Source organism: Kribbella sp. NPDC006257 (assembly GCF_040613535.1).
In the GTDB taxonomy this organism is placed as follows: Bacteria; Actinomycetota; Actinomycetes; order Propionibacteriales; family Kribbellaceae; genus Kribbella.
In genome coordinates, this window is record NZ_JBEXSJ010000040.1 from 26,672 (window position 1) to 48,942 (window position 22,271).

Consider the following 22,271-nt stretch of genomic DNA (forward strand, 5'->3'; position numbering starts at 1 on the left):
AGCGCCGAACGGTAGCGTCCAGCGTTGCGCCTGTCGTTCCGAGGAGGTAGCTGTGTCCAAACTGGCCGCGGTCAGACCCGCTTACTGGATCGCCGGCGTCTTGCTGGCGTTGTCAGTAGTAGTACCGCTTCTAGTCTCCACCTATGCCAAAGAGGAACCCCGGCTCTGGGGATTCCCCTTCTTCTATTGGTACCAGCTGGCCTGGGTGTTCGTCTCTGCGATCACAGTGAGCGTCTCCTACCGGTTAGTGATGCACGAGGAACGCAGACGACGAGCGTCGGCAGGACTCGACGCCGGGTCCAGCCGGAAGGAAGGCGACCGATGAACACCAAGGTCGACTGGGTCCAGCTGACCATCGTCATCATCATCTTCGCCGCGGTGACGGTGATGGGGTTCATGGCCGCGCGCTGGCGGCGTACCGGTGCGTTGGAGAGCCTGGACGAGTGGGGTCTGGGTGGTCGCGGGTTCGGCACCTTCATCACCTGGTTCCTGCTCGGCGGCGACCTCTACACGGCGTACACGTTCGTGGCCGTGCCGGCCGCGATGTATGCCACCGGTGCGATCAGCGGGTTCTTCGCCGTCCCGTACACGATCGTGGTCTACCCGATCATCTTCATCTTCATGTCGCGACTGTGGTCGGTCGCGCACCGCAACGGTTACGTCACTCCGGCGGACTTCGTCGGTGGCCGGTACGGCAGCCGCGGGCTGTCGCTGGCCGTCGCGGTCACCGGCATCCTGGCCACGATGCCGTACATCGCGCTGCAGCTGGTCGGTATGCAGGCGGTCTTCGAGACGATGGGCCTGGGCGGCAACAACACGCTGGCCAAGGACCTGCCGCTGCTGATCGCGTTCGCCGTCCTGGCGGCGTACACGTATTCCTCCGGTCTGCGCGCCCCGGCGATGATCGCGTTCGTCAAGGACGGTCTGATCTACCTGGTGATCGGGGTCGCGATCATCTACCTGCCGCACGTCCTGGGCGGCTGGGACGCGATCTTCGGTGCGGCCAAGACGAAGCTGGCGACGACGAACCCGGCCACCGGCAAACCGGCCGGCGCCTTCATCCCCGGGATGACCGGCTACTCGGCGTACTGGACACTGGCGCTCGGTTCGGCGATGGCGCTGTTCATGTATCCGCACTCGGTGACCGCGGTGCTGTCGACGAAGAACCGCAACGTCGTACGCCGGAACGCGGCGATCCTGCCCGCGTATTCGCTGCTGCTCGGGCTGCTCGCGTTGCTCGGCTTCATGGCCACCAAGGCGCAGGTCAACGTGAAGGGCCTGGACGGCCTGGCGAACCCGCAGCTGGCGATCCCGCGGCTGTTCGACCAGGAGTTCCCGGCCTGGTTCGCGGGCATCGCCTTCGCGGCGATCGCGGTCGGTGCGCTGGTACCGGCGGCCATTATGTCGATCGCGGCGGCGAACCTGTTCACCCGCAACATCTACCGCGACTTCATCAAGAAGGACGCCACCCCGGCGCAGGAGGCGAAGGTCTCGAAGCTGGCGTCGTTGCTGGTGAAGTTCGGGGCGCTGATCTTCGTGCTCGGGATGGACAAGACCATCTCGCTGAACCTGCAACTGCTCGGTGGGATCTGGATCCTGCAGACGTTCCCGGCCATCGTGGTCGGTCTGTTCACCCGGTGGCTGCACCGCTGGGCGCTGCTGGCCGGCTGGGCGGTCGCAATGGTGTTCGGCACGATCTCGGCGTACCGGGTGATCAATCCGGCCACCAAGAAGCATTTCGGCGGCTCGCTGGCGAACATCCCGTTCACCGAGAAGCAGGCCTACATCGGCCTGACGGCGTTCGTTATCAACCTGGTGATTGCTGTTGTCCTGACGGCGATTTTCCGGGCTCTGAAGGTGGCCGAAGGGGTCGACTCGACGCACCCGACCGACTACCTCGCGGACGCCGGAGACCCTGGTGTGAAAGACCTTCCCGAGGTTCTGGACGGCGAGGGCACAGCACGGGCCACCGGCAACTAAATGGCACCGACCGCTTGCTGAGAGGCGCATAGCAGGAGCAGAGTTCCCCCTGGGGAAGTCAGCGCCGGCCATCGGGGCCGTCGCCTGAGCCGTAGGGGGAACTCCGCCCATGCGCTACCTGAACACGTCCCGACGGCGGGCGGTGAGCATCGCCACCGTCTCCACTGTCGTTCTGGCCACCGGGGTCGCTGCCTATCCGGCCGCCGCCGCACCGGCCGCGGCCGGCCCGACCGCGACGTACATCGTCCAGCTGGCCGACCTGCCACTGGCCGGCTACACCGGCACCATCGCCGGCTACAAGTCGACCAAACCCGCGGCCGGCGCGAAACTCAACGGCCGGTCCGCGGACGCCACCAAGTACCGCGGCCTGTTGACCAGCCGGCACGACGCGCTCGCCAAGCAGGCCGGCGTCAGCAAGCTGTACGACTACTCGATCGGCTTCAACGGCTTCGCTGCGAAGATGACCGCCTCGAAGGCGGCCCAGCTCGCCCGGACGCCCGGCGTGCTGAGCGTGAGCAAGAACGAGATCCGGCAGGCCGACACGGTCAGTACGCCGGGCTTCCTCGGCCTCGACAAGCCGGGCGGTCTCTGGGACCAGCTCGGTGGACCGGCCAAGGCCGGCGGCGGCAGGAACCTCGTCATCGGTGACATCGACAGCGGGGTCTGGCCGGAGAATCCGTCCTTCGCGCCGCTGGCGAATCCCGGCCCGCTGACCGGTTTCCGGGGTAGCTGCCTGGCCGCCGAGCAATGGACGACCGCGAACTGCAGCAACAAGATCGTCAGCGCGCGGTACTACAACACCGGCATCGGCGGCGACGCGGCCGTGCACGCCGCGCCGTACGTGAACGAGGTCAACTCGCCGCGTGACATCAACGGCCACGGTTCGCACACCGCGTCGACCGCGGGCGGCAACTACGACACCGACATGGTGGTGAACGGCAACTCGCTCGGCAAGGGCAGCGGGATGGCCCCGGCCGCCAGGATCGCCGTCTACAAGGCGTTGTGGAACACCGGCGCCAGCGCGTCCGGCAGCACCGCCGACCTGGTCCAGGCGATCGAGGACGCGATCCTCGACGGCGTCGACGTGATCAACTACTCGGTCTCCGGCAGCTCGACCAGCGACGTCGACCCGGTCGAGATCGAGTTCCTGTACGCCGCGACCGCCGGCATCTTCGTCTCCACCTCGGCCGGCAACTCGGGGCCGGGCGCGGCCACCGTGGCGCACAACTCGCCCTGGCTGATGTCGGTTGCCGCCGGCACCCATGACCGCGCCTTCCAGGCCTCGGTCACCCTCGGCAACGGTGCCACCTACACCGGCGCCGGCCTCGGCGCCGCCGTACCGAGCAGTCCACTCATCCTGGCGGCCGACGCTGCGCTGCCGGGCGCGAACGCGACCTCCGCCCGGCTCTGCTTCTCCAAGGTGGCCGATCCTGCGCATCCGGAAGGCTTCCTCGATCCGGCCAAGGTGGCCGGCAAGATCGTCGTCTGCGACCGGGGCAGCAACGCCCGGACCGACAAGAGCCAGGCCGTTCGGGAGGCCGGCGGCGTCGGCGTCGTGCTGACCAACGTCAGCCCGAACTCCCTCAACGCCGATCTGCACACCGTGCCGACCGTGCACGTCAGCGACACCGACGGGGCCGCCATCAAGGCGTACGTCAGCGCCAACCCCGGCGCGACCGCGTCCCTGGGCGCGGGCCACAAGGTGACCGGTGCGGAGGCACCGCGGGTAGCATCCTTCTCGTCCCGCGGCCCGGCGATCGCCGGCCAGGGCGACATCCTGAAGCCTGACATCATGGCGCCCGGCGTTGACGTGCTCGCCGCGGTCTCCCCGGTCAACCACAACGGCCTCAGCTTCGACTTCGAGTCCGGTACGTCGATGGCCGCGCCGCACATCACCGGGATCGCTGCCCTGCTCAAGCAGCTGCACCCACGCTGGAGCCCGATGGCGATCAAGTCGGCCCTGATGACGAGTGCCTCGGTGCTCGACAACAAGGGCAACCCGATCACCGGTGACACCGGCGCACCGGCCGGCCCGTTCGACTACGGCTCCGGTCACGTCACGCCGAACTCGGCCGCCGATCCGGGCCTGGTCTACGACTCCGGTCCGATCGACTGGACCAGGTTCCTCTGCGGGACCGGTGAGCTGCCGGCCTCGAACAACTTCTGCCGGATCTTCGGCAGCCGGGACCCGAGCGACCTGAACCAGCCGAACATCGCGATCGGCGACCTGGCCGGCACCCAGACGGTGACCCGGACGGTGACGAACGTGGGCACCCGGCGTACGACGTACAAGGCCACCGTGACCGCACCCGAGGGCGTGACCGCGACGGTGTCGCCCAAGAAGCTCACGTTGTCGCCTGGCCAGAAGGCGTCGTACAAGGTCACGTTCGCCCGCACGACGGCGGCGTACGGGACCTATGTCAACGGCAACCTGATCTGGTCCGACGGCACCCACTCGGTCCGCAGCCAGCTCGTACTCCGGCCGGTCGGCGTCCGCTCGCCGCTCGAGGTCGCCGGAACGGGCGTCTCGGGAACCAGGAAGATCCCGGTGAAGTCCGGCATCGCGGGAACGCTGACGACGTCCGTAGCCGGTCTGGTTCCGGCGACGAAGCGGACCAGCACCCTGACGAACCCCAGTGGTGCCGGCTTCCCGACCGGGAGCCCGACGGCCTCGGAGCACACCGCGAAGTACACGGTGACAGTGCCGGCCGGTACGACGCTGGCTCGGTTCGGCACGTTCGACGCCGACGTGCCCGCGGGGACCGACCTCGACATGTTCGTCTACTCGGCCGGTACTGCGAGTCTGGTCGGCTCCAGTACGGGCGGCACGGCTCAGGAGCAGGTGGACCTGACCAACCCGGCAGCGGGCAGCTACGACGTGTATGTCGATCTGTTCGCGCTGGCCAAGGGCTCTACCCAGCAGGAGATCAGTGAGTTCGACTGGCAGCTCGGGAGCACCGCAGCGGGCAACCTGACGGCCAGTCCGGCCAGCAAGGTGACCACTGTCGGACAGGAGTTCTCGCAGACCGCGTCCTGGTCCGGGCTCACTGCCGGGACCCGCTACCTGGGCACCTTGTCCTACGGCGACGGTACTTCGACCTTCGCCCGGACAGTGATCCGCATCAACGCATAGTGATCAGCACGACACGCACGGAAGCGAGCTAAGCAGGATTAGCGAGCCATGGCGGGCAGAATCGCGAAGGTGTTACTGGTTCTGCTCGTCATGGTGCTCGCCGCGGGGGCGGCCCGGCTGACAGGCGGCCGCTTCAGCAACCTGGCCGACAACACGTTGGCCGGGCTGCACTGGCTAGCGGCCGCCTGCATCGGCCAGCTCCTGGGTGCCCTGACCGGGGGCATCGCCTACCCGGTCGGCCTGATCGGCTCGGCCGCGTGCATCGCCGTGTTCCTCCGGCTCAACCTGTTCCGCCCCGGCGTAGCACTGCTTGCCCTGGGCTTCTTCGGCAATGCCCTGGTCGTCGCCCTCAACGGAGCGATGCCGGTGTCTGCCACAGCTCTCCTACGCGCCGGACTCGACCACTTCGTCGCGGACCCACGCCACGAGCTCGCCGATCCTTCTACGACCCTCCCCTGGCTCGGCGACGTAGTACCAGTCGCCCTTCCAGGCCTAGGTCAAGCAGTAAGCCCTGGCGACGTCCTCATCGCCGCAGGCGCAGGCCTCCTCCTGTACGCCGGCATGGGCGCCACCGGCCGAGTCCCAGCCGCTGTGGTCCCCTCCTGGGCCGACCTAGAACCGAAAGCCGCGCCCCACCACCCGCCGGAGTGACTCCACCACCACCGGGTCGTACTCCGCGCCGATCCCCAGCCCGATGCTCTCCATCGCCTTGTCGGGACTCTGCCCCGTCCCCTCCCCCACCAACTGCTCATAAGCCAGCGCCACATTCACAATCCCGCTCTCCAACGGAATATCCGAATTACTGGCCCGCCCCTGCCGATAAGGATCATTCGAATGCCGCACGATCTCCGCCACATGGCCGAGTACGCCCGACCGCTCGATCACCGAAGCGCCGATCTCGGCTGCCCGCTGCCGCTCTTCCCTGGTCCGTAGCAGCGACGCCCCACCCGGACTCGGATCGGCCAACGCCAACTGCCCCACCCCGGACAACAAGGCGGCGTACTCCAAGGCCTCCATCCGCGTCGGCGTCAACCCGAGATCATTCCCGATGGCCACCGCCAGACTCGCCGTCCTGGCGTTCTGACCAGGACTGCTGAATCCGGCGATCTCCGTACTCCGGGCCATCGACCGCACAGTCGCCCGATAGGTCCGCTGCGCCGAAGCGAACCGCCTGAACGCAAACTGGGTCAACAACAACGGCACAACCACCAACGGCGGCGCCCACAAGCCCAGCAGCGACGTACCTGCCGCCAGGAGCACCCCACTGATCCCCATGGCCATTCCGATGCGGCCCATGACCACCAGCTCATCCCGAAGAGCCGCTGGAAAAGGGCGGTTGTACCTTTCGGTCGCCTGCCCAGCACCGACCAGCGCATCGATCGTTCCGGCCGACAACACCGCCAGCAGCATCGTGCCGGTCAGCAGCATTGCATGCGTCCAGGAGCCGTTCCAGTAGAACCTGTCCGCAGTCACAGCATCGAAAACAACAGCGGCGAATGCCACCGACAGCACACGCCGACTGGAGATCACCAGATCCCATCCGAGGCCGGCGACAGCCCTCGGCAGAATACCCGCCAACGTTGCCAAGCCGGTGACCGCGACGATCTGCGCCAGGTCAGGAGGGAGGTGGACCGCCGGACCGCGAAGCATCAGATATCCCAGCGCGGCGCTGGTCGCGATCGGCGCCCTGTTGCGACTCCGGTCCACCCGGAACTGCACCATCTCGCCGACCGCGATCAAGAGTCCGAACACGAGCGCGAACGGCCATTCGGTCAGACCTCGGCGACTAACGAGAATCAGGGAGACGAGTCCCAGCACACCACCGGCGAAGGCAATCACGACGCCACTACTCAGTCGCCGCGACTCCAAACCATCTGTTTCACCGGCCAGGATCATGCTGGCCCGGCCGCGGATCCGGAGGCTCCGCCACCACTACCGAGGCTCAGATCGTCGTGGTCGATGCTGACCTGGACATTGCCGTCCGGCTGGGGCTGATCGACCGCGGCGGCGGTCCAGCCCCGGTGCTTGATGACATCGACGAACGCATCGACCAGCGCCGGATCAAAGTGGGTGAACCGATCCTGGACCAGGATGCCCAGCGTCTCGTCGACGCTGCGAGCCGGCCGGTAGGAGCGCGTCGAGGTGAGGCAGTCGAAGGCATCCACGATTCCGATGATCCGGGCAAAGTAGGGAATACTCGCGCCACTCAGGCCGGCCGGGTAGCCGGTCCCGTCGTACTTCTCATGGTGGTGCAACACTGCCGACTTGACCTCTTCGAGAAAGGGGATGTTGCCGATCAGTTCGACCCCCCGTGCCGGATGCAGCCGGATCGCATCCATCTCGGAGTCGTCCAGCCTTCCCGGCTTCTGAATGATGCTGGTGGGAACCCCTACCTTGCCGACGTCATGAAGCAGTCCCGCATGCTCCAGTGCGTTCTGGCGATCCTCCGTCAGCCGGAGATGACGCCCGAGCATGCCGACTCCAGCACTGACCCGCTCCGAATGGCCTCTGGTGTAGAGGTCCTTGGTCTCGATGATCTGAATGAAAGCCCTCATCGTGGCGGCCTGGGCAGCTCTCTCAGCCTGATACTGAGACAGCGCCCATCGCACGACGATCAATGGCCCCACCACCAGCAGGCACGCGACGATGCCCAGCCCACCTGTCCAGAGGACAGCCAGCAAGACCCCCAGCGCGCTGTATCCGAGCATCGGCATGAAGGTCGGCGCGATGACCTCGCGGAGGAAGGCACCGACAGCAACCTGGCCTTCGAGCCACAAGATGATGCTGACCAGGACCGCGTTGGTCAGTTGGTGACCGATCGTTCCGGCCACCGCCGCGACAAAGGTCATCGGGATGTGGTCGAAGACGTCCCTGCCGACCACTCCCCCCGCCGCGGCATAGGCCAAGCCGCCACCAGCCGCTGCGAGAACCCGGTACGAAGGATTGAAAATCCGCTTCACCATCGGCGACGGCTGTCTCAGCTGCGGCAGATACCCGAAGACCGCGACGGCTATCGCGGTCCAAGGACCGGCGATGACAAAGACCGCAACCAAGGCGACAGAATCCAGAGCTGCCGGATGGTTGGGAAGAACCTTGAACCGCAACGCTCCGCCGAGAAGCATCAGCACGCAGAGCGCAAGAACTGTAGGACCAAAGGTGATCTTGGTCAGTGAGACCACAAGCACGGCCGCTGCGGCGACGGCACAAACAGCGACCGCTGCCCGAAGCAGCGAAGCTCTCACCGGGGCGTCACCTCAGTCTCCCGCTACGGCAAAGTTCACCAGTCCCAGCTGTCGCTCGCCATGATAGTCACCTCCGACCAGCGGCGTAGTCTTGAACCCGCCGTAGCGGGATCAGGGGGGCTAGACAGCGCATCGCTGACTCTTTAGTAGATTTTGCTCATCCGACCTGCGCCGAAACACTGTAAGCCAGACCGTGACCCGCCGCACCGTGCTGAGCACACCGTCGTGGTATGAGAGACTGTGACTCTTTGCAGTTGTTACAAGGAGGCTTTCTTATGGGCAAGACCGGCCGCAAGCGCCGTGCACGCAAGAAGAAGGGCGCTAACCACGGTAAGCGCCCGAACGCCTGAACCAGGCGGCTACGCACAGCGAGGACCCCGGTGAAACCGGGGTCCTTTGCAATTTGGTCACATGTCACCACAAGACCACTGGGCACAGAGGTTTCGTATCCGGAGCGTTTGCAATTGGATACCCACTGCTATTTTCAAACAGTGGTTTAACATTTGTCACTGAACCGCGTCAGAAGACACCGAAGTGCCGCCGTCACCAAAGTGCCGCGACCGCGGAAAGTGCTGAACTGATGGCATTCCGCGATCGGGGCTGTGGACAACCGAACCCGGGTCGGCGCGAAAGCTCCTAGAGTTGGCCCCCGGACGAGCGTTTCGTCCGCCGGGATCGAGCGGGGAGGTGGGTCAGCTGAGCGAGGACCTGAGCACCCTCCTGCGCAAGTACCGGGCCGCCGCCGGCCTGACCCAGGCTGCCCTGGCCGGGAAGGCCGGACTCAGCGAGCAAGCAGTCAGCATGCTGGAGCGCGGCTCCCGCCGACGCCCCAGGATCGAGACGATCCAGGCACTGGGCACGGCACTCGGCCTGGACGATGCGGGGATCGAGGTCCTCGCCCAGGCCGCTCGGGTCCCCCGCCTCGCGCCGGCTGCGCCAGTTGCCCCGCCGGATGAACTCGTAGCCAGAGTGCCCAAGCAACTACCGCCGACGCTCTCCGACTTCACCGGCCGCGCTACCGAGTTGGACCTGCTCCTGCAGACCCTCACCAAGGCAGACGGCCCGCCCGGGACAGTCCGGATGGCCGCCGTCACCGGCATGGGCGGCGTCGGCAAGACCGCCCTGGCCATCCACGCCGCACACCTCGCGGCCGACAACTTCCCCGACGGTCACCTGTACGTCGACCTGCGCGGCTACGGCCCGGGTGATGCTATCGATCCGCTGGAGGCGCTCGGCCAACTGCTCCGGGCGCTCGGGGTTGATGACCGGACGATCCCCGCTGGTGTGAGCGAAGCCGCGGGCCTCTACCGCTCCTGGTTGGCCGACCTACGAGTACTGGTCCTGCTCGACAACGCCAACAGCGCGGCACAGGTGACTCCCCTGCTCCCCGGCGCAGCAGGCTCGGCTGTCATCGTTACCAGTCGACGAGCGCTCACCACCCTGCCCGGCTTCCGGCAGATCAACCTCACCCCACTGGCCGAGACCGACTCGGTCCAGCTCCTGTCCAGGATCGCCGGACCTCAGGTCGCACCCGACACCGCAGCCGCCCAGTCAATCGCTCGGTTGACGGGTCACCTACCCCTCGCAGTACGGCTGATCGGGGCCCGGCTGGCGGCCAGGCCGTCCTGGCCGGTCGAGTACGTCGTGGAGCAACTCGAGGACGAGCACCGCCGCCTCGACGAACTCGGCACCGGCGAATCCGGCGTCCGCGCCAACATCGCCGGCTCCGTCGAGTTCCTTGCCACCAGCAACGACAAGCTGGACCAACAGGCCGCCGCCGCCCTCGACCTGCTCGGCCTCCCGAACACCTCAGACCTGATCACCGTCACGGCCGCACACCTCTTGGGTGAGCCCGTCGAGCACACCGAGCAGATGCTCGAACGCCTCGTCGACCTGAACCTCCTCGAATCCACCGGCCCCGGTCGCTACCGCTTCCACGACCTGATCCTGGCCTACGCCCGCGAACGCGCCCAACTGGTCCTGTCCGAAGGCGCCCGCACCGATGCCCTCACCCGCCTCCTCCAGCTCTACACCGCCATCGCCTGGAAATGCCAGCAGCTGACGCATTCCGACAGCCACCGGCTTGCCCTCGCCAGTCCGCCGCCAGCTTCGTTGCCTGACTTCCCGGATGCCCGGGCTGCCCTGAACTGGATCGACAGGGAATTGCCCAACCTCGTTGAACTCATTCGCCAGGCGAACAGCTCTGCTGCTCTCCGGAGCATTGTTCCGGAACTCGCCCTCGCCATGTTCGGCTACTTCGAGGCCCTGTATCGCTGGTCGGAGATGCGTGCAGTCGATGCCATCGGCCGCGAGATCGCCGGCGAGCTGGGTTACCACCGCATCGCCGCCTGGCTGGAGCATGACCAAGCCATTCCCGCGCTAGAGCGAGGCAACTTCGAACTGGCCCGCACATACATGCTGAACAGCCTGGAGATGTTCCGGGCGAGCGCGGACTCTGCCGGAGAAGGCCGCTGCCTGTCATCGCTCAGCTTCGTTCATGCGCTGATGGGCCGGCTCGACGAGGCACTGACCTGGGCCGAACAGTCGCTCGGCCACAGCCGCCGGATCGGAGACCATCTGCTGGAAGGGATCAGCCACCTCGCACTGGGCAGGTTCCATGCGCTCCGGAGCGAGATCGGCCCTGCCAAGAAGCATTTCGATCTGGCCATCTCGCTGGCCGAACAGTCCGGAAATCTGCGGTCCCAGGCCAAACGGCAGTTGTCCGCCGGCCAGTCGTACATGATGGCCGGCCGTGACGACCTGGCGATACCGGCAATCCTCACCGGCCTGGCCCTCTTCGACGAGATCGGCGTCGGCAACCCGCAGGCCGAAGGTCACCAGCTCCTGACCAGCATCTATCTCAGGGAGGGGCGCCTTGCCGAGGCGGCGACCCAGGCCCAGGCAGGCCTCCGGCTGGCTCGCGCCTTCGGTGACAAGCAACGGGAAGGTCAGGTCCTCATCGAGCTGGGCCGGGTGCACGCCGCCCAGCAGGACCTCACCACTGCCCGGTCGCTCTGGTCTCAGGCGGCTGTCCTCCTCCATCCCATCCTTCCCCAGGAGGAGGCCGTAGCGCTGCGGCTTCTCGCTGAGAACCCACCTCCGGGTGACGAGCCCGCCGACAGTTGAGGCTGGTCCGTTGGGGCTAGTCCGTTGGTGCTGTGGACAGGTGGGGCGGTTGGGGGTGGAAGCTCCTAGAGTTGGGGTCGAACGGGTGTTTGATGCGGGGCTAGTGGGGAGGTGGGTTGGCTGAGTGAGGAGGATTTGAGTTCGCTGTTGCGGGAGTATCGGACGGCGGCTGGGTTGACTCAGGCTGCGCTGGCGGAGAAGGCCGGGTTGAGCGAGCAGGGGGTCAGCCTGCTGGAGCGTGGGACGCGGCGGCGGCCGAGGATCGAGACGATCCGGGCGCTGGGGACGGCGCTCGGGCTGGACGAGGAGTCGATCGAGCGGCTTGCGCTGGCTGCCCGGCGTACTCGGCGAGCCGGCGGCGCGAGCGCTCCGGCACCGACTGCCGTCGAGGTGCCCAGGCAACTGCCGCCGGCCTTGTCGGACTTCACGGGGCGGGCTGCTGAGCTGGAGATTCTGCTGCAGACGCTCACCCGGGCGGACGGCGCGCCGGGGACTGTGCGGATGGCCGCGGTGACCGGGATGGGTGGGGTCGGCAAGACCGCGCTGGCGATCCACGCCGCGCATCTAGCTGCGGACAACTTTCCTGATGGGCACCTCTATATCGACCTGCGCGGCTACGGCCCGGGCGACGTGATCACTCCGCTCGAAGCCGTCGGTCAGCTGCTGCGATCGCTCGGAGTCGACGACCGGACGATTCCGGAAGGGGTGAACGAGGCCGCGGCCCTGTATCGGTCACGGCTGGCCGAGCTCCGGATGCTGATCCTGCTCGACAACGCCAACAGCGCGGGGCACGTGACCGCCTTGCTGCCCGGCTCGCCGGGCTCGGCCGTCATCGTGACCAGCCGCCGGGCACTCACCACCCTGCCCGGCTTCCGGCAGATCAACCTCACCCCGCTGGACGAGGCCGACGCGGTTCAGCTCCTGTCCAGCATCGCGGCCGGTTCGCAGGTCTCCCCGGACAGTGCCGCCGCCCACTCGATCGCCAAGCTGACCGGCCACCTGCCCCTCGCAGTACGGCTGATCGGAGCCCGGCTGGCGGCCAGGCCGTCCTGGCCGGTCGAGTACGTCGTCGACCAACTCGAGGACGAACACCGTCGTCTCGACGAACTCGGCACCGGCGAGTCCGGCGTCCGGGCCAACATCGCCGGCTCTGTCGAATTCCTTGCCAACAGCAACGACAAGCTGGATCAGGAAGCCGCCGCCGCCCTCGACATCCTCGGCTTACCGAACGCGTCGGAGCTGATCACGGTCACCGCCGCACACCTGCTAGGCGACACCGTCGAGCACACCGAGCAGATGCTCGAGCGACTCGTCGACCTGAACCTGCTCGGCTCGATCGGCCCGCACCACTACCGCTTCCACGACCTGATCCTCGCCTACGCCCGCGAGCGCAGCCTCCAGGTGCTGTCCGAAGGCGCCCGCACCGACGCCATGACCCGGCTCATCCAGCTGTACACAGGCGTGGCCTGGCGCTGCCAGCAACTGACTCACCCGGCGAGCCACCGATTGGCTCTGGCCAGCACCCTCCCCCGAGAGTTGCCTGAGCTCGCCGACACCCGGGCGGCCCTGGCCTGGCTTGACCACGAGCGCTTCAACCTGGACGAAGCCTTCACCCAGGCCAGCCAGACCCCCGCGCTCCGGCACCTGGTGCCCGAGCTCGGCCTAGCCCTTTTCGGGTACTACGAGGCGCGCGACCGCTGGTCCGAAATGCGCACCTGCGACGCGGTGGCCCGTCAGCTGGCCGGTGAGTTCGGCTTCGACCGGCTGGCGGCCTGGCTCGAACACGACCTCGCGATCCCGGACGTCGAGCAAGGCGAGCTCGAGCAGGGAAGCATCCACATGCTCCGGAGTCTGGAGATGTTCCAGACACTCGGCGACCTGGCCGGACAGGCCCGGGTCTGTACGTCGCTCAGCTTCGTCTACGCCCTGCTGGAGAACGCGGACGAGGCCCTGCACTGGGCTCAGGAGGGACTTGCCCTCAGTCGGCAGATCGGTGACGTGCCACTGGAAGGCATCAGCCACCTGGCCCTGGGGCGCGGATATGCCTTGCGAGGTGAGCTCGACGAGGCCCAGCGCTCCTGGGATCTCAGCATCGACCTGGCCAGGAAGTCCGGCAGCCTCCGCTCGCTCGGCAAGCGCTACCAGACCGCTGGCGAGAACTACCTGACCGTGGGCCAGTACGAGCGGGCCGTCCAGCCGCTGCTGACCAGCCTGGAGATTTTCGAACGCGGTGGTGACCCGACCTCCCAGGCCGAGACGTTGCTGCGCCTGGCCACGGTCTACCGGAAGTCAGGCAACTATCCGGAGGCCATCGTCCAGGCCGAAGCCGGACTGGGACTGGCCCGCACCTACACCAACCGCCAGCGCGAAGGCCAGCTGCTGATCGAGCTCGGCAAGATCCACGCCGCCCGCAACGAACTCAGCAAGGCCCGCACCTTCTGGCAGCAAGCCGCAGCTCTGCTCGCCTCGATCTCCCCCAACGACCAGGCCGACGCCCTCAAGCTGCTCACCGAGAACCGGGACTAAAAAAGAACCGGCCACAACCGTGGCCGGTGCTTTCAGTCCGTGGTGGTGATCTCCACCCGGAGCTCCGTGAGCCGGAGCAGGATCCGCTGGCGCAAGGCCTCGGGTGCATGTTCGTCGCCGCAGCAGCGACCGACGAGCTTCTTCACGCTCCGCTCCAGATCGTACTGGTCGAGGCAGGGTGCGCACTCTTCCAGGTGCTGGCGGATCTCGTCGGTGCTGGCGTCTTCCAACTCGTTGTCGATGAAGACGTACACCCGCTGCAGGATCTCGCTGCAGTCCACATCGTGGTGCTCGCCGCAGCTCACGACTCCTCCTCCGATGAACTCTCAGCGGGGATCAGGCCCCGGTCCCGGGCGTAGTCGGCCAGCAACTCGCGCAGCTGGCGGCGGCCACGGTGCAGTCGTGACATCACGGTGCCGACCGGCGTACCCATGATGTCGGCGATCTCCTTGTAGGCAAACCCCTCGACATCGGCCAGATACACGGCCAGCCGGAAATCCTCCGGGATCGACTGCAGCGCCGACTTCACATCGGAGTCGGGCAGGTGCTCCAGTGCGACCGCCTCGGCCGACTTCAGCCCACCGGGAGTGTGCGACTCGGCGGCGGTCAGCTGCCAGTCCTCGATCTCCTCGGTCGGCGACTGCGTCGGTTGACGCTGCCGCTTGCGGTAGCCGTTGATGAAGGTATTCGTCAGGATCCGGTACAGCCACGCCTTCAGGTTGGTCCCGGGCGTGAACTGGTGGAACGAGCTGTACGCCTTGGCGAAGGTGTCCTGGACCAGGTCCTCGGCGTCGGACGGGTTACGCGTCATCCGCATCGCCGCGGCGTACATCTGGTCGAGGAAGGGCAGCGCCTCGCGCTCGAAGCGCTCGGTCCGCTGCTCGGGTGTCTCGGTGGTCGTGGGAGTCGGCATCGTGATCGAGAATACCGGTGTCTTCCCAGTCTTCCGCGCCGGAGCCAGGCTCGTTGCCATCATGTTCGTCACAACGCCGCCGCCCAGCGGCCCATTCCCGCCCGAATGAAGACTTTTCAGCCCGAGACTTCCCGGGTCACCCATTCGAACACAGCTTCGACCAGCAGCTCGTAACTCTCCGCCTGGGTCAGCTCCGCCCGCTTCGGCACCTTGAACGAATGGTCCCCGTCCGGCACCACCGCCATCTCGGTCATCGGCGGGAACTCCTGCGGCGTCCCGAACGGGTCCTTCTCCCCCTGCACGACCAGCGTCGGCAGCCGCGAGCTCTGCAACTCGTCCACCCGCGACTTGTCCGGCTTACCCGGCGGATGCAGCGGGAACGACAACGCCAGTACGCCGGAAGCTCCCAGACCGGCCGCCGTCCGGCAGGCCACCCGCGCCCCCGCGCTGCGCCCGCCGATCACCAGTGGGGTCCTGATCCGGAGCTGGCCGATGGTCGCGATCCAGGCCTCGTCGAGCACCTTCGGGGCCGGCGCGAGCTTCTTGCCGGCCCGCCGCCAGGGCTGTTCGATCAGGAACACGTTCATGTCGAGTTTCGGCAGGCGCGCGGCCAGCGCGGCCAGGTCACCGGCCTCGATGCCACCCCCGGCACCGTGACCGAGGGCGAGGGTCGCCACCGGTCGCCGGGCCCGGTGCGCCACGATCCGGGCCTCACCGTGCGGCGTCGCCACAATCCGTTCGTCGGTCACGGCCCCATCCTGTCATTTCCGGCCCGTACTACGGACCGCCGCGCGCCGGACCACCACACTGGTTCAGAACAGGGTGATCTCCTCCGGCTCCTCGGGCTTGTCGATCGGGTCGACACCGTCGGGTGGCAACGGCACCACCAGCTGCGGCCCGTTGTTCTTCACCGAACTGACCGCCTTCGACACGGCGTACGCCTCCAGCCGGCCGGGGGCGGCCGGGATCAGCAGTTCGCGCAACTCGTCGGGGTCGGAGCTCAATGGGTCGAGCCACGCGTCGTACCGCTCCTTCTCGACCAGGAGCGGCATCCGGTCGTGGATCCGGCCGAGGTCGTCGGTGGCCGTGGTGGTCAGCACCGTGCAGGTCCACAGCCAGGCCGCGTCGGACTCGGCGTCCGCGACGGACTTGTCCCGCCAGATCTCGTAGAGCCCGGCCATCGCCAGCACCGAACCGTCGGCCGGGCGGATGAAGTACGGCTGTTTGACCGGCTTGCCGTTCAGCTTCTGCTCGGTCTCGTACCACTCGTAGTACCCGTCGGCGGGCAGGATGCAGCGCCGGGTCGCGAAGGCCTTCTTGAACGCGGGCTTCTCGGTGACCGTCTCCATCCGGGCGTTGATCAGCCGGCTGCCGATCGAGGTGTCCTTCGCCCAGGACGGCACCAGCCCCCACTTCACCGTGGTCAGCTTGCGGACCACCTCGTCGGGCTGCTCGCGGTTCTTCCGCTCGACCACGGCGATCACCGGGTCGGTCGGGGCCACGTTGTAGTTGTCCGGCAGCTCCTGCACGGACTCCCGGACATTCCCCGCGTCGATCTCGAACTCGACCACCAGATCGGCCGGATCGCGACTGGATGCATAACGACCACACATGAGAGTCAGCCTAGCCAGGGCGTCCGACAAAAGCCGGTGCGGCCGCGTGCGTAGTAGAGATAAGAAAGGACAGGCGACGGCGGATCGCCTACCCCGTGATAGGCGATCCGCCGCCGGTTCGATGCGCCCGGGCGCCCCCCTGTAGGCGACCGGACGCAGGTCCTATGACGGTCTTGCCAACTCGTCCAGCAAGGCGCCGCCCATCGATGCCGAGGCGGGCAGCCCCTCGATCCAGAGCCGGGCGAGTTGAGGTTCGTCGGTGTCCATCCGCCACTGGGTGATCAGCGCTCGAGCCGTCTCGACCTGGTCCGGCAGGTTCGGCTCGCGACCGACGAGCGCCGCCGCGCGCCGTGCGCCGAGGCGGCCGAGTACGTCACCGCCGGCGAACACGATCCGCAGGCATTCCGCGATGTCGATGAGCCGGAGCTCGCGGTCGAGCGTCGTGAGGCCGGGCGGGTTGAGCGGTTCGACCACGACCAGTGCGTGGGTCGCAGGGACGGATGTTCCACGGAGATCGGCCTCCCGGTAGATCTCGCCGAGCCGGGACCGCAGGTGCGCCAGGCTGGACAGCCCGGTCAGCGGGTCCTCGCAGGACAGCGAGTGCAGATAGATGAGTGACGCTTCGGCCCAGCTGGAACTGAGTGCGCGTACCGCCTCGAAAGCGGGCTCGCCCCCGCCGATCGCGCGGTACAGCGCACCCAGCCCATCCAGTGCCTCCAGCAACGAGACTCCGTCGGCCGCCAACTGGCGGCCGACCTCGTCACTGGCAGGCACAACGTCGGCACCGTCCTGCAACGCCTCGGCTATCGCGAGATAGGCGCTGCGGTCGATGCCAGCTGTGCCGTGCGGCTCCCTCCTTCCGCACGGTTGCTCAACCGACGACGCCTCCGGCCGGATCCGGGCGGGCGACCCCGCCAGGTTCAGGTCCCGGGGTGGGCGCAACTCGAACCGCCTGCGGAAATCCGCGAACAGCGACATGGCCCTCCTCGGTCCCTTCGTCTCCCGGCCGGTCGGCCGGAGGCGTCGTTCTGGGAGTGAGACAGAGCCGCAATCAGTTCATGACGCGGATTCTGAGAACTTTTTTCGCGTAACCTGCGAAGGGCCGCGGTCGTCATGAAAGATGCACGGACCCGTCCCTCGTGGGAGCCTTGTGTCCGGCAACCAAGTGACAGACGGTGACGATGTCGTGACATACCCAGGGGGACCCGACGTGGATGCGCTCGAAGCGCCTAGCGATGCGGAGCTGATCGCCCGCGTGCGCGCGGGCGATCTCGACGCGTACGGCGAGCTGTTCGGCCGCCATCACCACGCCGCGGTCCGGATGGCGCGCCAGCTGGTCCCGGCCAACGATGCCGACGACCTGGCCAGCGATGCCTTCGCCAAGGTGCTCGACGCGCTCCGGGCCGGCGGTGGCCCGGACATCTCCTTCCGGGCCTACCTGCTGACGACCGTACGCCGGGTGCATGTCGACCGGATCCGCTCCGGCCGCAAGGTCACCAGTACCGACGACATCGCGGCGTACGAGCGGGATCCGCAAGGTTTCGAGGATCCGACGGTCACCGGGTTCGAGTCGGGCGCCGCCGCGAAGGCGTTCGCAAGCCTGCCCGAGCGCTGGCAGGCCGTCCTGTGGCACACCGAGGTGGAGGGCGAGAAACCCGCCACCATCGCTCCGCTGCTCGGCCTGACCGCGAACGGCGTCTCCGCCCTCGCCTACCGGGCCCGCGAAGGCCTTCGCCAGGCGTATCTGCAGCAGCACCTCGCCGACGTGGCCGGGGATCGTTGCCGCTGGACCACCGAGCGGCTCGGCGCATACGTCCGCGGCGGCCTGACCAAGCGGGAGAACCACAACGTCCGCGAGCACCTGGACGACTGCGCCAAGTGCACCGCGGTCTACCTCGAGCTTGTCGAGGTCAACAGTGCGCTGCCGGCACTGCTCGCCCCGGCCCTGCTGGGCACCGCAGGCATCGGCTACCTGGCCGCCGCCGGCACCGGAGCCAAGGTCGGCCTGGTCGGTTTCTTCGTCACCGGCTGGCGCAAGGTCACCGAGAACAGCACCCGTACGGCGGTCACCGGCGGCGCCGTCGTCGTGGTCGCCGTGGCCGCCGTCCTCGCGGCGATGGCCCTCACCGGCAACGACACCCCGCCGGCCGCGATCAGCAAGCCGCCCGCCGCCAAGCCGACCCAGCAGCCGCCGGTCAAGCCGCCGACCGTGAAACCCCCGACGGTGAAGCCGCCCACGGTCAAGCCGCCGCAGGTCAAGCCGACCCAGCCGGAGCCGACCCAGACCACGACCTCACCTCCCCCGGTCACGCCGACTCCGCCGGAGCCGACCACGCCGATCTTCGACGAGGGGCTGCTGACCATCAGCGCACCGCGTTCCGGGGGTGGCGTGCCGAGCATCTACGGACCGGCCGCCCGCGCCGCGGCGGTAGAGGATCAGGCCGCGGCAGGCAGTCAGTGGCTGATCACCATCAAGGTCCCGGCGAAGAACACCAAACCGGTGACCATCGGGGTCAACTACGGCAAGTCGCTCGCCTGGCCGATCAGCGGCCAGCCGGCCGGCTGGACCTGCACGAAGGCCGCTGACAGCAAGAGCGGAGCCTGTACGGCGAACAACCCAGGCGCCCCGCAGGTGCTGCCGATCAGCTTCGCGAACCCGCTGGGCGGATCGGCCGCCGACCGAACCTTCACCATCTCGGCGAAGTCCGGCCGGCTCTACGACGACGACTCCGAGACCCTGGTCGCACCACCGCGCACCGACGAGAACCTGCTCCGGATCGCCGCCGGCAAGGCCGACCCGGACACCCACTTCCGCGTCCTGACCGTTGCCCCCGGCACCGATCGCTCCCAGGTGACGCTGAAGATCACGTACGGCGCGTCGCTGGCCTGGCCGATCGCGGCGAACCCGGCCGGCTGGAAGTGCAGCCAGGCCACCAAGACCTGTACTGCGACCAACCCCGCGAAACCCGCTCCGCTACCAGCCGCGTTCGCCGTGCCGGAGAACAGTTCGCCGGCCGCCCGGACGTACACGGTGAGCGCGACCGCCGGGCTGGTCTCCGACACCGATTCGGAGACGCTCGCACCGATCAAGCTGGACGAGTCGCTGCTGCGGATCGTCACAACCGATCCGCGCCAGGACCCGAACCCGTTCGTCTACAACCGCTTCCTGCAGATCCAGGGCACCACCGGCCGGGTCACGCTGGAGATCTCCTGGGGCCGCAACCTCAGCTTCCTGTCGAACGTGGACCGCGGCTGGACCTGCTCCCGCTCGAGCGACATCCGCCGGGCGACCTGCTGGACCGACCACTACACCAAGCCCTTCAACTCCGAATGGGCCGCCTGGCCAGGCTCCGGCCCCGCCAACCAACTCACCGTCACCGCCACCACCGGCGGCCGCTACGACACCGACACCGCCCCCATCCCCCCATCCTCAAGCAAGCGCTAGCTGCCACCCCTCGCCCACCCTGCCAGAACCTCAGCCACCACCCGGGGCACCTCAGCCACCACCCGGGCAGCTCAGCCACCACCGGGCACCTCAGCCACCACCCGGGCACCTCAGCCACCACCGGGCACCTCAGCCACCACCCCGGCACCTCAGCCACCACCCCGGCACCTCAGCCACCACCTGGGCCCCGCGAACACCCCGGCAGTGCGGACACCTCCCAAGTGCCCAGACACCTTCCGGAGCCTCGGACACCATGCGGGGACCTCAGGCACCTCCCCCGGCACCGCGGTCACGTCGGCGGGGGTTCGGACACCAACTCGGGGGCGGGGTCACGCAATAACTTGTCCACCACTCCCGACGTGGTGTCCGCACCCGCGAGATGGTGTCCGAACCCCCGCCGAGTTGTGCGAGGTTCGCCGACGGTGTGGTGGGTGTGCCGACGGTGTGGTGGGTGTGCCGACGGTGTGGTGGGTGTGCCGACGGTGTGGTGGGTGTGCCGACGGACAGGAGGTAGCCGAGGGCAACTAGTGCACCTGAGCGTCAAACGACTACGCGTATACACCGTCTCGAGGTGCTCTACCTGTCCGTCGGTACATCAAACGCTCAACAACCGCCTGACATCGGCAACGTGCACCGAGACCGCCTCGACTCCCGAGGTCTCACCGGTTCCAGCCGGCAGGAAGGTGAGCCTCGAGCGAAGGCGCGGTCAATTGTTTTGCCGTTCGAGATTCCGCGCCCTACCCTGGAGCCTGTTCGTGGTGACGGAACCGAGTAGGGCCGTTTACCTGTGCCAGAGAGAGTCGCCGGTAGCTGGGAAGGCGATGCACGGGCCGGTCTGAAGACACTCCTGAGCGAATGCGACGCAAGAGGCCGGCCTGCATCAACGCAGGGCGGTGAAGGTGTGGTGGCACCGCGAGATTCCCCTTCGCCCACACCTCCGGGGTTCGAGTAGACCAACGGAGGTGAAACAGCGATGCGCATTCTCAACCACGAGATCCCCTCAGCAGTAGGCCAGACCGTCACGGTGGCCGGCTGGGTGCACCGAAGACGACGGCTCGCAGCCGTCGGGTTCCTGATCCTGCGCGACCGGTCCGGCCTCAGCCAGATCGTCGTCAAGGGTCCGGAAGCCCAGGCACAGCTGGACGAACTCGGCGAGGAGACCGTCGTCCAGGTGACCGGTACGGTGGCCGCCAACCCGCAGGCGCCGGGTGGTGCCGAGATCGTCGACCCGACCATCACGCCGCTGACCGAACCGGCCGAGACGCCGCCGATCGAGCTGTGGCGGCCAACGGTCGGCGCGGGACTCCCCGTCGTACTGGACAACGCCCCTGTCGCACTGCGGCACCCGGCGATCCGGGCCGGCTGGGAGATCGCGGCCGCCGCGCTGCACGGGTTCCGCGGTGCACTCGACAAGCAGGGGTTCACCGAGATCCAGACCCCGAAGATCGTCGGTACGGCGACCGAGTCGGGCGCGAACGTCTTCGCCCTGGACTACTTCGGTGGCCCGGCGTACCTGGCCCAGTCGCCGCAGTTCTACAAGCAGACGATGGTCGGTGTCTTCGAGCGCGTCTACGAGGTCGGCCCGGTCTTCCGTGCCGAGCCGCACGACACGGTCCGGCACCTGGCCGAGTACGTCTCGCTCGACGCCGAGTTCGGCTTCATCGAGAACCACCGCGACGTGCTTTCCGTACTGCGCAACGTCATCGCCGAGATGCTCGCCTCGGTCGGGACCCGGGCCGCCGCCGCGCTCGAGCGACTCGACGTCGAGCTGCCCGAGATCCCCACCGAAGTACCGGTCCTGCATTTCGCCGAGGCCCTCAAACTCGCCGGAGCCGACCCGGACGAATCCGACCTGTCTCCGGCCGACGAGCGCGCGATCGGCGAGTGGGCGCGGAAGGAACATGGCAGCGCGTTCGTCGCGGTCGAGGGCTATCCGATGGTGAAGCGGCCGTTCTACACCCATCCGCAGCCATCCGACCCGCGCTGGTCCAACTCGTTCGATCTCCTGTTCCGCGGCGTCGAACTGGTCACCGGCGGCCAACGCCTCCACCGCTACAGCGACTACGCGGCCGCCCTAGAAGCAGGCGGCGAGTCACCCGAAGCACCGGCGTACAGCTCATATCTACAAGCGTTCAAACACGGCATGCCCCCACACGGCGGCTTCGCCATCGGCCTAGAACGCTTCGTAGCCCGCCTAACCGGCGCCGAAAACGTCCGCGAGGTAACCCTCTTCCCCCGAGACCTCCACCGCCTGACACCGTAGGCACTGACTAGCTGTTCCTCCTCGCAAAGG

15 protein-coding genes are annotated in these 22,271 nt (G+C 67.6%); 8 read left to right on the forward strand and 7 right to left on the reverse strand.

Annotation, left to right across the window (positions count from 1 at the left end; genetic code table 11):
• Positions 1-52 precede the first annotated feature (52 nt).
• The 4 genes from ABZ004_RS34015 to ABZ004_RS34030 all read left to right on the forward strand — a co-directional run bounded on the left by ABZ004_RS34015 (position 53) and on the right by ABZ004_RS34030 (position 5,764).
• Positions 53-325: a DUF3311 domain-containing protein gene (locus ABZ004_RS34015; RefSeq protein ID WP_355685457.1), complete on the forward strand. Its 273-nt coding sequence runs from the start codon at positions 53-55 to the stop codon at positions 323-325.
• Positions 322-1,980: a monocarboxylate uptake permease MctP gene (gene mctP, locus ABZ004_RS34020; protein ID WP_355685459.1), complete on the forward strand. Its 1,659-nt coding sequence runs from the start codon at positions 322-324 to the stop codon at positions 1,978-1,980. The genes ABZ004_RS34015 and mctP overlap by 4 nt, the downstream gene beginning before the upstream one ends.
• A 109-nt stretch (positions 1,981-2,089) precedes the next feature.
• Positions 2,090-5,113, forward strand: a complete 3,024-nt coding sequence (locus tag ABZ004_RS34025) for a S8 family serine peptidase (protein WP_355685461.1) — start codon at positions 2,090-2,092, stop codon at positions 5,111-5,113.
• Between the two features lie 48 nt (positions 5,114-5,161).
• A complete protein-coding gene (locus ABZ004_RS34030; protein WP_355685462.1) occupies positions 5,162-5,764 on the forward strand; it encodes a DUF5317 domain-containing protein in 603 nt (200 codons plus the stop codon).
• Here the strand turns inward: ABZ004_RS34030 and ABZ004_RS34035 are convergent.
• Positions 5,726-6,952 (reverse strand): HD domain-containing phosphohydrolase, encoded by a 1,227-nt coding sequence (locus tag ABZ004_RS34035; protein ID WP_355685464.1) that lies wholly within the window; start codon positions 6,950-6,952, stop codon positions 5,726-5,728. The genes ABZ004_RS34030 and ABZ004_RS34035 overlap by 39 nt on opposite strands.
• A gap of 53 nt (positions 6,953-7,005) precedes the next feature.
• Positions 7,006-8,355, reverse strand: a complete 1,350-nt coding sequence (locus ABZ004_RS34040; protein ID WP_355685466.1) for an HD-GYP domain-containing protein — start codon at positions 8,353-8,355, stop codon at positions 7,006-7,008.
• Between the two features lie 687 nt (positions 8,356-9,042).
• Here ABZ004_RS34040 and ABZ004_RS34045 point away from each other — a divergent pair.
• Both ABZ004_RS34045 and ABZ004_RS34050 read left to right on the forward strand, forming a co-directional pair.
• Positions 9,043-11,481, forward strand: coding sequence for a tetratricopeptide repeat protein (locus tag ABZ004_RS34045; RefSeq protein ID WP_355685467.1), 2,439 nt, complete (start codon positions 9,043-9,045; stop codon positions 11,479-11,481).
• A gap of 147 nt (positions 11,482-11,628) precedes the next feature.
• Entirely contained in the window at positions 11,629-14,007 is a 2,379-nt protein-coding gene (locus tag ABZ004_RS34050; RefSeq protein ID WP_355685469.1) for a helix-turn-helix domain-containing protein, read from the forward strand.
• A gap of 32 nt (positions 14,008-14,039) precedes the next feature.
• Here the strand turns inward: ABZ004_RS34050 and rsrA are convergent, their stop codons facing one another.
• The 5 genes from rsrA to ABZ004_RS34075 all read right to left on the reverse strand — a co-directional run bounded on the left by rsrA (position 14,040) and on the right by ABZ004_RS34075 (position 17,511).
• Positions 14,040-14,312, reverse strand: coding sequence for a mycothiol system anti-sigma-R factor (rsrA, locus tag ABZ004_RS34055; protein WP_355685471.1), 273 nt, complete (start codon positions 14,310-14,312; stop codon positions 14,040-14,042).
• The gene (locus ABZ004_RS34060) at positions 14,309-14,920 is read right to left on the reverse strand and encodes a sigma-70 family RNA polymerase sigma factor (protein WP_355685472.1); all 612 of its coding nucleotides are present in this window, start codon (positions 14,918-14,920) and stop codon (positions 14,309-14,311) included. Before ABZ004_RS34060 ends, rsrA begins: the two co-directional genes overlap by 4 nt.
• 116 nt (positions 14,921-15,036) lie before the next feature.
• Positions 15,037-15,669 (reverse strand): alpha/beta family hydrolase, encoded by a 633-nt coding sequence (locus ABZ004_RS34065; protein ID WP_355685474.1) that lies wholly within the window; start codon positions 15,667-15,669, stop codon positions 15,037-15,039.
• 63 nt (positions 15,670-15,732) lie between these two features.
• Positions 15,733-16,533 carry an SOS response-associated peptidase gene (locus ABZ004_RS34070; RefSeq protein WP_355685476.1) on the reverse strand — a complete coding sequence of 267 codons (801 nt, stop codon included), beginning with the start codon at positions 16,531-16,533 and terminating at the stop codon, positions 15,733-15,735.
• 162 nt (positions 16,534-16,695) lie between these two features.
• Positions 16,696-17,511: a hypothetical protein gene (locus ABZ004_RS34075; protein WP_355685478.1), complete on the reverse strand. Its 816-nt coding sequence runs from the start codon at positions 17,509-17,511 to the stop codon at positions 16,696-16,698.
• A gap of 208 nt (positions 17,512-17,719) precedes the next feature.
• Here ABZ004_RS34075 and ABZ004_RS34080 point away from each other — a divergent pair, with 208 nt between their 5' ends.
• Positions 17,720-19,978: a sigma-70 family RNA polymerase sigma factor gene (locus ABZ004_RS34080; protein ID WP_355685479.1), complete on the forward strand. Its 2,259-nt coding sequence runs from the start codon at positions 17,720-17,722 to the stop codon at positions 19,976-19,978.
• A 973-nt stretch (positions 19,979-20,951) separates the two neighbouring features.
• Positions 20,952-22,241, forward strand: a complete 1,290-nt coding sequence (aspS, locus tag ABZ004_RS34085; RefSeq protein ID WP_355685481.1) for an aspartate--tRNA(Asn) ligase — start codon at positions 20,952-20,954, stop codon at positions 22,239-22,241.
• The last annotated feature ends 30 nt before the right edge of the window (positions 22,242-22,271 follow it).

Bases quoted from the DNA above. Each gene is read 5' to 3' on its own strand.
- aspS (WP_355685481.1), top strand. From the start codon at position 20,952: ATGCGCATTCTCAACCACGAGATCCCCTCAGCAGTAGGCCAGACCGTC.
- ABZ004_RS34030 (WP_355685462.1), top strand. From the start codon at position 5,162: ATGGCGGGCAGAATCGCGAAGGTGTTACTGGTTCTGCTCGTCATGGTG.
- mctP (WP_355685459.1), top strand. From the start codon at position 322: ATGAACACCAAGGTCGACTGGGTCCAGCTGACCATCGTCATCATCATC.
- ABZ004_RS34025 (WP_355685461.1), top strand. From the start codon at position 2,090: ATGCGCTACCTGAACACGTCCCGACGGCGGGCGGTGAGCATCGCCACC.
- ABZ004_RS34070 (WP_355685476.1), bottom strand. From the start codon at position 16,533: ATGTGTGGTCGTTATGCATCCAGTCGCGATCCGGCCGATCTGGTGGTC.
- ABZ004_RS34075 (WP_355685478.1), bottom strand. From the start codon at position 17,511: ATGTCGCTGTTCGCGGATTTCCGCAGGCGGTTCGAGTTGCGCCCACCC.
- ABZ004_RS34060 (WP_355685472.1), bottom strand. From the start codon at position 14,920: ATGCCGACTCCCACGACCACCGAGACACCCGAGCAGCGGACCGAGCGC.